The sequence below is a fragment of the Bacillus sp. RHFS10 genome (assembly GCF_016757475.1).
In the GTDB taxonomy this organism is placed as follows: Bacteria; Bacillota; Bacilli; order Bacillales; family Bacillaceae; genus Bacillus; species Bacillus subtilis_G.
In genome coordinates, this window is the sequence record NZ_JAESPO010000002.1 from 860,103 (window position 1) to 873,160 (window position 13,058).

The 13,058-nt window shown below is 45.5% G+C and carries 14 protein-coding genes and 2 pseudogenes; 8 read left to right on the forward strand and 8 right to left on the reverse strand.

Annotation, left to right across the window (positions count from 1 at the left end):
• The first annotated feature begins 3 nt into the window (after positions 1-3).
• On the forward strand, positions 4-1,380 hold the full coding sequence (gene htrB / locus JMN17_RS10955; RefSeq protein ID WP_087991092.1) for a serine protease Do-like protein HtrB: 1,377 nt from the start codon (positions 4-6) through the stop codon (positions 1,378-1,380).
• A gap of 41 nt (positions 1,381-1,421) precedes the next feature.
• Here htrB and mrgA read toward each other — a convergent pair whose 3' ends face one another.
• Together mrgA and JMN17_RS10965 are read right to left on the reverse strand one after the other, a co-directional pair.
• Positions 1,422-1,883: a metalloregulation DNA-binding stress protein MgrA gene (gene mrgA, locus JMN17_RS10960; protein WP_202328060.1), complete on the reverse strand. Its 462-nt coding sequence runs from the start codon at positions 1,881-1,883 to the stop codon at positions 1,422-1,424.
• Positions 1,884-1,960: 77 nt separating this feature from the next.
• Positions 1,961-2,815 (reverse strand): oxidoreductase, encoded by an 855-nt coding sequence (locus tag JMN17_RS10965; RefSeq protein ID WP_202328061.1) that lies wholly within the window; start codon positions 2,813-2,815, stop codon positions 1,961-1,963.
• A gap of 133 nt (positions 2,816-2,948) precedes the next feature.
• Here JMN17_RS10965 and JMN17_RS10970 point away from each other — a divergent pair, with 133 nt between their 5' ends.
• From JMN17_RS10970 to JMN17_RS10985, 4 genes are all read left to right on the forward strand, one after another.
• A complete protein-coding gene (locus JMN17_RS10970; protein ID WP_202328062.1) occupies positions 2,949-4,745 on the forward strand; it encodes a M3 family oligoendopeptidase in 1,797 nt (598 codons plus the stop codon).
• A 109-nt stretch (positions 4,746-4,854) separates the two neighbouring features.
• Positions 4,855-5,292, forward strand: coding sequence for a YusW family protein (locus JMN17_RS10975; RefSeq protein ID WP_087991089.1), 438 nt, complete (start codon positions 4,855-4,857; stop codon positions 5,290-5,292).
• A 217-nt stretch (positions 5,293-5,509) separates the two neighbouring features.
• Positions 5,510-6,337, forward strand: coding sequence for an ABC transporter ATP-binding protein (locus JMN17_RS10980; protein ID WP_148964060.1), 828 nt, complete (start codon positions 5,510-5,512; stop codon positions 6,335-6,337).
• A 26-nt stretch (positions 6,338-6,363) separates the two neighbouring features.
• A complete protein-coding gene (locus JMN17_RS10985) occupies positions 6,364-6,648 on the forward strand; it encodes a YusU family protein (RefSeq protein ID WP_087991087.1) in 285 nt (94 codons plus the stop codon).
• A 22-nt stretch (positions 6,649-6,670) separates the two neighbouring features.
• Here JMN17_RS10985 and JMN17_RS10990 read toward each other — a convergent pair whose 3' ends face one another.
• Positions 6,671-7,558 carry a LysR family transcriptional regulator gene (locus tag JMN17_RS10990; RefSeq protein ID WP_087991086.1) on the reverse strand — a complete coding sequence of 296 codons (888 nt, stop codon included), beginning with the start codon at positions 7,556-7,558 and terminating at the stop codon, positions 6,671-6,673.
• Positions 7,559-7,694: 136 nt separating this feature from the next.
• Between JMN17_RS10990 and JMN17_RS10995 the strand changes: the two genes are divergently transcribed.
• Both JMN17_RS10995 and JMN17_RS11000 read left to right on the forward strand, forming a co-directional pair.
• Positions 7,695-8,435, forward strand: coding sequence for an SDR family NAD(P)-dependent oxidoreductase (locus JMN17_RS10995; RefSeq protein WP_087991085.1), 741 nt, complete (start codon positions 7,695-7,697; stop codon positions 8,433-8,435).
• Positions 8,436-8,453: 18 nt separating this feature from the next.
• Complete coding sequence (locus JMN17_RS11000; protein ID WP_202328063.1) at positions 8,454-8,837, forward strand: tautomerase family protein; 384 nt, start codon at positions 8,454-8,456, stop codon at positions 8,835-8,837.
• A gap of 34 nt (positions 8,838-8,871) precedes the next feature.
• Here JMN17_RS11000 and mdtP read toward each other — a convergent pair whose 3' ends face one another.
• The 4 genes and pseudogenes from mdtP to JMN17_RS11020 form a co-directional block, all read right to left on the reverse strand.
• Positions 8,872-10,488 carry a multidrug efflux MFS transporter MdtP gene (mdtP, locus tag JMN17_RS11005; RefSeq protein WP_087991083.1) on the reverse strand — a complete coding sequence of 539 codons (1,617 nt, stop codon included), beginning with the start codon at positions 10,486-10,488 and terminating at the stop codon, positions 8,872-8,874.
• A gap of 1 nt (position 10,489) precedes the next feature.
• Positions 10,490-10,961 (reverse strand): annotated as a pseudogene (gene mdtR, locus JMN17_RS11010) (MarR family transcriptional regulator MdtR).
• A gap of 160 nt (positions 10,962-11,121) precedes the next feature.
• On the reverse strand, positions 11,122-11,454 hold the full coding sequence (locus JMN17_RS11015; protein ID WP_087991082.1) for a spore coat protein: 333 nt from the start codon (positions 11,452-11,454) through the stop codon (positions 11,122-11,124).
• Positions 11,455-11,466: 12 nt separating this feature from the next.
• Positions 11,467-11,712: a hypothetical protein gene (locus JMN17_RS11020; protein WP_087991081.1), complete on the reverse strand. Its 246-nt coding sequence runs from the start codon at positions 11,710-11,712 to the stop codon at positions 11,467-11,469.
• Between the two features lie 95 nt (positions 11,713-11,807).
• Between JMN17_RS11020 and JMN17_RS11025 the strand changes: the two are divergent.
• Positions 11,808-12,715 (forward strand): annotated as a pseudogene (locus JMN17_RS11025) (proline dehydrogenase family protein).
• A 24-nt stretch (positions 12,716-12,739) separates the two neighbouring features.
• On the opposite strand, the gene JMN17_RS11030 reads toward JMN17_RS11025, so the two are convergent.
• Positions 12,740-12,886 (reverse strand): YuzL family protein, encoded by a 147-nt coding sequence (locus JMN17_RS11030; protein WP_087991079.1) that lies wholly within the window; start codon positions 12,884-12,886, stop codon positions 12,740-12,742.
• Between the last annotated feature and the right edge of the window lie 172 nt (positions 12,887-13,058).

The window sequence follows — 13,058 nt, forward strand, 5'->3', positions numbered from 1 at the left end:
AACATGGATTATCGACGTGATGACCAAAACGATCAACATCAAACAGAATCTTCACATACAGAACATCAGGATACAGAAAACCGGCAGCAGATTAACCATCCTGAACAGGAATTGCTTGACGCGCCTGTTCCGTATGAAGCGGGACGGCAAGAAACGGCTTCCGCTTTAGAAATGGAAAAGACAGAAACGGCTGTGAAAAAAGAAAAGAAACGAAGAGCCGCATGGCTGAGCCCGATTTTAGGCGGGATTATCGGCGGGGGCCTGATGCTCGGGATCGCGCCTTATCTGCCGTCGGATCAAGATCAGACGACCGAGACCGCTTCCGCCAATAAACAGGTGCAGTCAGATAATTTTACAACGACACCAATCACGAACGCTTCAAACGTCGCGGATATGGTAGAGGATTTAGAGCCGACGATTGTCGGAATCTCAAATATCCAAACCTCGCAAAATAACACTTTCGGCACGGGAGGCGGTTCCAGCTCAGAAAGTGAAAGCGGAACCGGGTCAGGTGTTATTTTCAAAAAAGACAGCAATAAAGCGTATATCATTACAAATAACCATGTCGTTGAAGGCGCGAATAAGCTGACTGTCACGTTATACAACGGAGAAACAGAGACTGCCAAGCTTGTCGGCAGCGACGCCATTACTGATTTGGCTGTTCTGGAAATCAGCGGCAAAAACATCAAAAAAGTGGCGAGCTTCGGTGACTCTTCACAGCTTCGTACGGGAGAAAAAGTAATCGCCATCGGAAATCCGCTCGGACAGCAGTTTTCCGGTACGGTGACACAAGGCATCATCAGCGGATTGAACCGGACGATTGATGTGGATACCACACAAGGCACGGTGGAAATGAACGTGCTGCAAACTGACGCAGCGATCAATCCGGGGAACAGCGGAGGCCCATTAATCAATGCAAGCGGCCAGGTCATTGGCATCAACAGTTTGAAGGTGAGCGAAAGCGGCGTAGAGTCACTTGGATTTGCGATCCCGAGCAATGATGTCGAGCCGATTGTTGACAGTCTGCTGGAAAATGGAAAGGTAGATCGTCCGTTTTTAGGCGTGCAAATGATTGACATGTCACAAGTACCGGAAACGTATCAGGAAAATACGCTCGGCCTGTTTGGAGATCAATTGGGCAAAGGTGTTTATGTAAAAGAAGTTCAGGCAAATTCACCAGCGGCAAAAGCAGGTATTAAATCTGAGGATGTCATTGTCAAACTAAACGGTAAAGACGTGGAAAGCAGCGCGGATATCCGTCAGATCCTTTACAAAGACTTGAAAGTCGGAGATAAAACGACAATTCAAGTGCTGCGAAACGGAAAAACGAAAACCTTGAACGTGACACTGACCAAGCAGACAGAAAGCAGCTCAAGCTAGGAGTAATCAAAAAGCTGAACCCGAAAAGGGTTCAGCTTTTTTTATCCTAAGTAAGCGGAAAGCATCCACACTTGTTTTTCAACTTCATCAATTAATCCGACAAATAAGTCCGCTGTCGCATTGTCTTGATTCTCTTCAGCCAGGCCGATCACGAATTTAGATTCGCTGCTGATTTGTTTGTAGTCTTTTACCAAGGCTTGTACCATGTCTGACGCTGATGTTTCGTTCCCGCCGTCTGTGATAGACGCATGCTCAGTGTACTCTTTCAATGTGGCAACAGGCTGGCCGCCGATCGCCAGCAGGCGTTCAGCAATGGTATCGAGTGTTTCCGCCGCATGGTCATACAGTTCTTCAAATTTTTCATGTAATGTAAAGAAATGCGGCCCTTTCACATACCAATGGAAACGGTGGAGCTTAGAGTATAAAAGAAACCAGTTTGATAATTGTGTGTTCATTGAATTCTCAACTAACGTGTGATTTGTTTTTGCGTTTTCAGTTTTCATAAGATAACGTCCTCCTTGTGATCTGTTAATTTAATTATACCACGTATTAATTAAAAATCAATACTAAATTATAATAATTATAATTTAGATGAACTGAATAGTTTTTTCTTTAGGATAGACTCCCATGCAGACCAAGGAAAAAGCGATCGGAATAACAAGGTGAGCTTGATGCCTTTTCCGATCGGGTATCGCAATTTCTTTAGATGCTGTTTTGTCGCCAATTGATATATGAGGTCGGCAACCTCTTGAGGATCTCCGCTTTCATCTGCGTTTTTTTCAACGTAGGAAAGGATCTTTTTGTAGTATTGATGATAGGCTGAATCGTCAGCAGGCACCGACATATAATGTGATAAAGAGGTTGACCAGATCGATGTCTTGTATGAGCCAGGCTCGACCAATGCGGTGTGGATACCGAACGGAAGCAGCTCCGCACGCAGGCTCTCAGAAAAACCCTCCAATGCATGCTTGGAAGAGGCATAAGGCGACAGCGCGGGGAATCCGGTCAGACCGCTGATGCTGCTCATGTTTATAATCTTTGCTCCGCTATGCTTTCTTATGTAAGGCAGAACGGTTTTTGTCACATGAATTACTCCGAAGACATTCGTTTCAAATTGTTGTTTGAAATGTTCCATCGGGACATCCTCGACAAATCCCCCGTAAGCCGTTCCTGCGTTGTTGACGAGAAGATCAATGGGGGCGTAAGCGCTAACGGCTTTTCCAAATGAGGCGATGGATTGCTCATCTGTGACATCGAGAGCGGTAATATGAATAGAATCAGCCACATTGTGTGCTGCGGCCAATTCCCGAAGCTCTTCTGCTTTCTCAGGCTGTCTTGTTGTGGCAATCACGAAAAATGACTTGGCGAGCTTTACGGCTGCCAGCTGGCCAAAGCCTTTTGACGCTCCTGTTACGATTGCGATTTTTTTATTCATCATAAACCTCCTCATGTAACTGCTACAGCTATTGTACAATCATGAACGGAAAATGACGCTTATAAAAGAATTTTTATACAATAAATCAGAATTATTCTATAATAAAACGAAAGAAGGAAAGGGGTTTTATGTTATGGCGCTGCAAGGGGTAGACCAAAGATGGGATCTTGATTCATTTTTTAAGGGCGGGAGCCAGTCAGAAGAATTCAAGGGATATATCGAAAAACTGTCACAAAGCCTGCGTGCATTTCAAGACATGACTGATGCGTTCCAGGTGCCCGAATCGTCTGAAGAGGCTGAAGCGCTGACGGCAATACTAGATGTATTCGAACAGGTATCCGTCAAGCTTCAGCAGGCCGGCGCTTTTGTCGCTTGTCTTCAGGCTCAAAATATCAGTGATCACAAGGCTAATGAGTATAAATCGCTGATGCATCAGCTTTCTGCAGATTTTCAGTCCTCTCTCGTCACATTAGATCATAAGCTTGTGGACATTGAACAAGACGTGTGGAATGAATTGTTAACAAAACCCGGATTATGCGATGTATCGTACATATTAAATGAAAGAAGACAGAGGGTTGCCGAAAAGCTCGGCCCCGGTAAAGAAAAACTGATTGGAAACCTTGCGGTGGACGGATATCACGCTTGGAGTGACTTATACAATATGGTTGTTGGGAAAATGACGATCCCGTATGAGGAAAATGGCGGGAACAAGCCATTGTCTGTCGGTCAGGCTGAAAATATGCTGGCTCATCAAGACCGTGCTGTCAGAAAAACAATATATGAACGTTTGCATCAAGCGTGGAAAAGCAAGCAGGATATTTTTAGCAGCACGCTGAATCATTTGGCGGGATTCCGGCTTGAAACCTATCACGCGCGCGGCTGGGAGGATGTCCTGAAGGAGCCGCTGCAAATCAACAGGATGAAAAAAGAAACACTGGATACGATGTGGCAGGTCATCACCGAAAACAAGCAGCCGTTCGTTCAGTTTCTGAACCGGAAAGCGTCCATGCTCGGTCTTGAAAAGCTCAGCTGGTACGATGTTGAGGCCCCAATTGGGTCTGATGGAAAGGTTTATTCATATGATGAAGCCGCAAATGTCATTGTCAGCCAATTTTCCACGTTTGGCAAAAAACTGTCCGCTTTCACAGAAAAAGCGTTTCGGGACCGCTGGATAGAAGCGGAAGACAGAAGCGGAAAAAGAGTCGGCGGCTTTTGCACGAGCTTTCCGGACAGCGGGGAATCGCGGATTTTCATGACATTTTCGGGAAGCGCCTCAAATGTATCAACGCTTGCCCATGAGCTCGGGCACGCGTTCCATCAGGAAGCGATGCTCAACGTCAGGCCGTTAAACCGATCCTATGCCATGAACGTCGCGGAAACGGCTTCAACGTTTGCCGAGATGATTGTGGCAGACGCGACTGTTCAGCAGGCGGAGACGAAGGAAGAAAAGCTTGTCCTTCTCGAGGATAAAGTGCAAAGAAGCGTTGCTTTCTTCATGAATATCCATGCCAGATTCCTATTCGAAACGAGGTTTCACGAAGAACGAAAGCGGGGAGCAGTACCGGCAGACCGTCTGAATGAGCTGATGGAGGAGGCGCAAAAAGAGGCATTCTGCAATGCGTTAGGAGAGTATCATCCGCTCTTTTGGGCGTCGAAGCTCCACTTTCATATCACGAGGGTGCCGTTTTACAATTTCCCTTATACGTTCGGTTATCTGTTTTCTCTCGGCATTTATGCGCTGGCGCTTGAAGAAAAAAACGTGTTCGAAGAGAAGTATATCGCGCTATTGCGAGATACGGCTTCTATGACCGTGGAGGATTTGGCGATGAAGCATTTGGGCGCTGACATTACGAAGCGCGATTTTTGGGAGAATGCCATCAAGCTGGCTGTGCGGGACGCGGAAATCTTTTTGCAAATGACTGAATCTTAAAGAAAAGCCGTGGCGTCATACGCCTCGGCTTTTTCAATTCTTCTCTGAATGAGGATTTCATTCTCGGGACATACCTAAAACAAATGGGATCCTACAGGGGGGGAAACATATGCATTTAATCAGAGCAGCCGGGGCTATTTGCCTCGCAGTGGTTCTGATTGCGGGCTGCCGTCTCAATGAAGACCAGCAGCAGGCAAAAGGAGAAAATACAGCCGTCACCCAACTGAAGTCTGTTCCTTACAGCGATTTCTCGCTTCGGGTGAGTTACGGGGATGGAGAGCATGATCGTTATGAAGGTGTATATTCAAAAAATGAAACTCGTGAAATAGCGGAAATACAGGATAAGCTCTCTGGCGTAAACCAGGAGGGGGAAGAAGCATTGGATGAGATGAAAATGATCCTGAGCGAGCTTTCCGTGACAGATCATATGGCTGAATCAGAAGTGATACACAGTGTGCTGGCAGCGTTTAATTTGGACAGCCATTATGACCATATCGACTTAAAACTAAAGCTGAAGAATGGCTCAATAAGAGAAATTAAGAAATAATCCTGTGATAAAAAACCCATAACCCCCAATTATGTCCAAAAAACTAATTGAAAATGATTTTCAAAGTCATTGTTTTCTGCTACAATGAGGGATATATGAGCATATCAAATGGCTGAATATCGAATCACTTGCATTGATGACAATTGACTTAACACGCATGTATATAGAAAACGTGCAATACATAGTGCTGCTAAAAAGCCAGCAAAAAGGAGCGGTTATGGGTATGAGTGCAATTTCTACAGAAACGCTGAGCTTAGGATACGGGGATGCCGTTATTATTGATGAGTTGAATTTAACCATTCCAAAAGGTGAAATTACCGTATTTATTGGCAGTAATGGCTGCGGAAAATCGACACTTTTACGTTCATTAGCGCGTCTGATGAAGCCGAGAGGCGGTTCAGTGCTGCTGGAAGGAAGAGCGATTGCCAAGCTTCCAACGAAGGAAGTCGCAAAAGAACTCGCTATCCTGCCGCAGGGTCCTTCGGCTCCAGAGGGGCTGACGGTGCACCAGCTGGTGAAGCAAGGAAGATATCCTTATCAAAACTGGCTGAAACAGTGGTCAAAAGAGGATGAGGCAGCAGTTGAGAGAGCGCTTAAAGCAACAAAACTTGAGGACATGGCTGACCGCGCCGTCGATTCTTTGTCAGGAGGACAGCGCCAGCGGGCTTGGATCGCAATGACGCTTGCACAGGAAACGGATATTATCCTTCTGGATGAGCCGACGACGTATTTGGACATGACGCACCAAATTGAAATTCTTGATTTGCTGTTTGAGCTGAATGAAAAGGAAGAGCGGACGATTGTTATGGTTCTCCATGACTTAAACTTGGCGTGCCGCTATGCGCATCATCTTGTGGCTATAAAAGATAAACAAATTTATGCTGAAGGCCGTCCGGAAGAAGTCATCACTTGTGATCTTGTGCAAAATGTGTTTTCTATGAACTGTCAGGTCACACAGGACCCGCTGTTCGGAACGCCTCTTTGCATCCCTCATGGCAGGGGCAGATGCATTGTCCGGGAAGCGGCTTTTACATCACATGGATAAATAAACGCCAGCGAAGGAGCTTTCACTTGAGAAAGCTCCTTGCTATTTTTTCGAAAGGAAGATGGAAAATGGAACAAAAACTTAAGGAACAGCTCGATGGATTGCTGGAGAAGTATACGGAGCTTCTGCTTGGTGAATCAAACAATGAGCTAAAAGAAGAAGTGAAGCAATGGATTTTGTACACGCATATAGCCAAAAGCATGCCGCCCCTAGCTAAGCATTGGAATGCGACATATCCTGACGCGAAGCAGGGCATTAAAGATGTCATTCAGCATATTAAGGAATTAAATGAAACGCATCGAAACAAATAATAATTAAAAAGCAGTCTGCCAATCACAGCAGACTGCTTTTTTGTGATGCTGCCGTTTGATCTGCCGCGAAGGAATCCATAAAAGTCCGCAGCGCGCTGCTGATAAACGAATCTTTTCGGACAATAAATTCTGTTTTCATCTGTCTGAGAGCTTCAGGCAGCGGGTACACGCGAATCGACCCTTCAGCCTCGTGTTTTTGCACAACCGTTCTTGGCAGCAACGAGATGCCAAGACCTGCTGTAACCCCGCCGATAATCGCTTCAAGCGTACCAAATTCCATAATAACCGGCTGTGTGACGCCGGCAGCGCGCAGCCATTTTTCAAGTGTTTCCCGATACGAACAGCCTGTGCTGTAAACGAGAATCGGCTTTGTGATGGCTTCCTCTGCATCGGATACGGAAGCTGCTGAAACAACCACTGGTTCTTCCTCAAATGCAGGATAGGACACGAGCTCGGGATGATTGCATTCACATCCGATAAAGGCGCCATCCAATTCATACCGGAGAACTTTATCAATGAGAAATTGTGTATGACCTGTTGTTAAAGACAGCTGGACGTTTGGATGTTCTTCATAATAAGAAGCCAGAAGCTTCGGAAGCCTTACCGCGGCGGTTGTCTGAGTGGAGCCGATCATAAGCGGCCCGCTTGGTTCGAGAGAGGATGAGAGCGCTTTAGATGCCTCATCCAGCAGGCCGATAATTTTATTGGCGTAGTCCAGCAGCAGCTTTCCGCTTGCAGAAAGTGTCATGCCCCGGTTATGGCGCAAAAACAGCATGGTGCCCAGCTCAGCTTCCAATTGCTGAATTCTGGCTGTGACATTCGATTGCACATAGCCAAGCTGCAGGGCTGCTTTCGTAATGGAGCCTTCACGGGCTACCATTTGAAACACACGTAAATCTCCGCTTTCCATTTTGAATTCCTCCGTTCGTTTGTTGCTATCAATCTGAGTGATAGCAAGTATCTTTAACAATCATTATACGTAACACCAAACCTGGATTACAATGGAATCAGCAAGATAATTTCATAAACAGCAAGGAGTGGCGGCAATGAATGTCATGAACAAAATAGCTCTCGTAACAGGGGGCGCAACAGGAATCGGAAGAGCAGCCAGCATAGAATTGGCAAAACGCGGAGCGGTTGTTGCGGTGAATTATTCACGTTCGCAATCCGAAGCGGAGGAAACAGTGGAAATGATTCGAAAAGATGGCGGGCAAGCCTTCTCCATACGAGCAGATGTATCAAAAAACAGCGAAGTGCAGGACATGGTTCACTCGATCGTAAAAACGCACGGCACGATTGATGTTTTAGTCAATAACGCCAGCATTACACGGCATATTCCAATGGATGATCTTGAAGCGGCGACAGAAGATGTCTGGGATGAGCTGTACGCTGTCAACGTGAAAGGGATGTTTTTCTGCGCGCGGGCAGTGGTTCCGTTCATGAAAAAAAGCAAGGCTGGAGCGATCGTGAATGTCGGCAGCATCGCAGGGTTAACCGGGGCGGGTTCATCTATGCCTTATGCAGTGTCAAAATCGGCGGTGCACGGTTTAACGAAATCATTGGCCCACGCCTTAGCGCCCGAAATCAGAGTGAGCGGTGTTGCACCGGGAGCTGTCGCAACGAGATGGTGGGCTGGCCGGGAAGAAAAAATGAAAAGCATGATCGGCGCTTTGCTGCTGCAGCGTATTGCTGAACCGGATGATGTCGCCAAATTGATCTGTTCGCTTGTTGAACAGGAATCACTTACAGGCCAAATCATCACAATTGACAGCGGACAGACGCTGTAAAGAGAGGAGATGCGGGGGATGCCATTTGTACAGATTCATTTACGGGCGGGAAGAAGTGAAGCGTGGCTTCAAAAACTAAGCAGGACCATCCATCAATCGATGATCGAAGAAATCAATGTGCCGGAAGATGACTATTTTCAAGTCATCAGGCAATATGAAAACAGTGAATTTTTTTATGATCCGTCTTATCTGCGGGTCGAGCGTACTGATGAACTGATATACATTCATTTTACGTTGAAAGATTCAAGAACAACTGAACAGAAAAAAGCGCTTTACCACTCAATCGCAAGCCGGATTCAATCCGGGCTTGGTGTAAGAAAAGAAGATGTGTTTATCATACTGGCCGGAAATCAGGATGAGGATTGGTCCTTCGGAAATGGAAGGGCTCAGATGATTGAATAAAAAACCCCGCGGGTTGGACCCGCGGGGCGCTCTATTAATGTGAAGGTGATTCAACGGCTTGTGCCGCTTTCTCTTTTACTTGTTCATCCGTTTTCTTATTCGATAGCTTGATAGGTTTTAAGAATAAGGTAAATACGGCTCCGACTGCGATAAAGATCAGGCCTGTATAAAACACGCTGTGGAGCGAATCCATCAACGATGTTTTTAAAATCGGCATAATATGGGATGAGAAAGCCGCAGGGATTTGTTTCAATGCGTCCGGACTGAACAGTGATTGCAGCAGCCCTTGCGGATTTGTATCAATCATACTCTTTAGCTGGTTGGCAAATGAGCTTGCCTGTGCCGGAAGTGAGTCTAAATATGGCACCAGTTTATCTGTTAATAAGTTTCCTGATCTCGCATTCATTACAGTTCCAAGCATGGTAATGCCGAATGTTCCTCCGATAGAACGGAAGAATTGGCTGGATGATGTGACAACCCCAAGCTCTTCTTTCGAAAAGCTTTCCTGTAAAGCCAGTGTCAGAATCGGCATAACCAGACCCATTCCCAGACCAATAATCGCCATATACGATGTAGCGACAAGCTTGCTCGTATCAAGACCCAAAGTCGTTAACAGCAGGAATCCTCCGGCCATAATCAGCATGCCTGTAATAATTTGCGGTTTAATGCCGATTTTGAAAACCAGCTGGCCGCCGATAATACTTGTAATAATCATTGAGATCATCATCGGTGTCATAATCGTGCCTGATTCAGACGCGCTTACACCGACAATTCCCTGCATAAAGAAAGGAACAAACGTAATTGCACCAAACATGCCGATACTCATAAAGAAACCGATCAAGTTTAAAAATGTAAACGTTCTGTTTTTAAATAGATACATTGGCAGGATCGGCTCTTTTGCTTTTGATTCTACGATAATAAAGCTGACAATGCCGATCAGCGCGAGTGCGAACAAGCCAAGAATCTGCCATGAACCCCACGCGTAATCTTTTCCGCCAAAACTTAAGGCGAGAAGGAGGCTGACAATCCCGACTATCATCGTGAAAATCCCAGCGATATCGAAGTTGATCGGACCAGTCTGCTGGCGGCCCTGCAATCCTCTGGCAATAAAAATAACCGCAATAATTCCGACTGGAAGGTTAATATAGAAAACCCATTTCCAGTTTAGCGAGTCTACAATCCAACCGCCGATTTGCGGCCCAATCACTGAAGCCAGCCCGTAAATCGCGCCAAAGACCCCTTGGAATTTAGCGCGTTGTTTTCCAGTGAACAAGTCACCGATGACAATCATCGCCATCGGCATCATAATGCCTCCGCCGATTCCCTGCAGTCCGCGGAAAATAATCAATTCTGTCATATTGTTGGCCATTCCGCACAAAGCGGAAGCTGCCATAAAAATAATCAAACCTGATACATAGACAATACGCCGTCCCAATAAATCGGCCAGTTTACCGGCAATCGGAACGACAGTTGTTGATGTTAACAAATATGCAGTTGTCAGCCAGGTCATCATGCTCAAACCGCCCAGATCACCGACAATTTTCGGCATGGCCGTTCCGACAATGGTACCGTCAAGAGCTGAAAAAAACATGGCAATAATTAAGCCTGTGATTAATAACGTCCGTTTTGATTGTTTGCCTTCATTACTCATTTCATCCGTTTCCTCTTTTCATGTTTTGCTTTTCAATCCGTTTCCGCTGCAGCCTGTGCGAGCTTTTCTGTAATACGCGCCGCCTGAAGCATTTCCTCCTCCGTCAAGAAGGAAAGGTATCGCGCCATAATGGCTTTTCTGCCTGCCAAAACCTCCTCGAACTTTCCGTCTCCTTCATCAGTCAGACTGATGTCAATCACTCGCCTGTCTTTTGTGTTGTGTGTTCTGGTGATGAGATTTTTTTGTTCAAGGCGATCTGCCATTAACGTCACAGCGCTTGGCTTGACCTCCATCCGCTCGGCGATTTCAGAAATTTTGAGGCTGCCGTGTTTTTTTAAGCTGGCCAGCACAAACAGCTGCGCTGGGGTAATTCCTTGTTTCTCCATGCTTTCCAGCATTTCAGGCTGTATCTTTTGAAAGAGCGCCTGAAGTGATAATTGAATATCGGACATTAACTGATCCGCACTCTTCATGTTCATTTCCCCTCTATTACATAAACTGTATTTATATTTAAGATAGTAAAATAATTAATATATATTAAATATAAATAAGCGTTAATAAAAAGTCAACTAATTTCACATAAAAAAAGGATCGATGCCCTGAAACACATCGTATCCTTTTTGCTCATGTATTTTATTGCTGATAAGGAGACTGCTGCTGAATGGTCTGCTGGAATTTTTGGTAGGACTGCTGCAGCTTTTGGGCATCCTCCGCTTCGACAGAATACCATCCATATTGGAACATGAGGTCATACAGTTTTCTTTGCGTTTTTTGTGACTCATCAAAAATGGTTTGAATATCCTGATAGAGAGACTCATGGCTGAATTCGTTCAAGGCTGTACAATACGCAGTTGTCATATATTTTTCTGTTGTCAGCAGTTCGTTGACGAAATCTCTGTCATTCATCTCCGAAGTTGTCGGTACAGGTGTCTCCGGGTTGCTGATTTTCTGATTTTGCTGATTCATTCTGGCGCCTCCTTATTGGATGTAGCCGGACCGCTGTTGGCCTGGCTGCAGGTGCTTTAATATTCTTTGATAGTGGTCATGATGCATGTGTCCGACGCGGTCGAGTTCTTGTTTTAACGATTGATCCTGGCACTTTTGCGCCATGAAATGCGCTTTTTTCATCGCGAGCAAATTCCAGTTCAGCATGTCATTCAGATACAAATGATCTTTTGTCGAAATAACGGAAGGCGGCATTTGTGATTGCTGCTGATTGTCCATTGTGATCCTCCTTTGGTTTTCTGTTCAATATATAGTTTCCTTTAGTCCGGGAGTTATATGCAGGTGTTTTGAAAATGGCGGCAGGAGGGAGTCGGATGTTGAGACATATATTTTTATTCTTATCTCAAAATAAAGCACTTACCAAGTTCGCAAAAGCATACGGGCCGCGGCTTGGAGCACGAAGGTTTGTCGCGGGGGATACAATTGAATCGGCGGTTAAGGCTGTCAAAAGGCTAAATAGATCCGGTTTGTGCGCAACATTGATTATTTAGGCGAGTATGCAGCGTCAGAAAAAGAAGCGAAGCAAGTCGCAGAGGAATGCAAGAAAGCCATTCAAGCCATTGCCCAGCATCAATTGGACTCAGAGCTTTCACTCAAGCTGACTTCAATCGGGCTTGATCTTTCAGAAGAACTTGCCCTTTCTCATTTGCGTGCCATTCTATCCGCTGCGAGGCAATATGGTGTTGCTGTGACGATTGATATGGAAGACTATTCTCATTATGAACAGACACTCGCTATCTACAGGCAATGCAAACAGGAATTTGAAATGCTCGGCACGGTGATTCAGGCCTATTTGTACCGGGCGGCAGAAGATATCAGAAATATGCATGACTTAAAGCCGAATCTCAGACTTGTGAAAGGCGCTTATAAAGAATCTGCGGCTGTGGCATTCCCTGACAAAAAAGGAACAGACCTTCATTTTCAGAGTTTAATAAAACTGCAGCTGTTAAGCGGGAACTACACGGCTGTCGCCACACATGATGATGACATCATTGCGTTTACAAAACAGTTCGTGGGTGAACATCAGATCCCAGCGTCACAATTTGAGTTTCAAATGCTATATGGCATCAGGCTGGAGCGGCAGAAGGAACTGGCTAAGGAAGGGTACAGAATGCGAGTGTATGTCCCATATGGAACGGACTGGTTCAGCTACTTTATGAGAAGAATTGGCGAACGGCCTGCCAATGCAGTGTTTGTGCTGAAAGGAATTTTGAAAAAATGAAAGCAGCCGCGGGAAGCAGCTGCGTCATGATTGTTCCATGTTATGTTTTTTATATTGCTGATTTTGACTTGTCCGTTTTCCGCCGCCGTAATGCTGAGTCGGACCGGCATCACCTTTCACGCTCGCCGCGCTGACTGCCGCTGAAGACGGATCTTTTTTCTCTCGCACCATTCCCTTCACCTCCGGGTTTAAGTTGCCCGTCTTTTATAAGCTTCATGCAAAAAAATAACAAATTAGCTATTGAAGTCGAAGCGAAAATCTTTTAAGATGAAAGAAGAAACGGGTTTCATTTTTTTTGTTCAAAAAATGAATGATTATTCATTCAATGTTCAAGGGGGATATC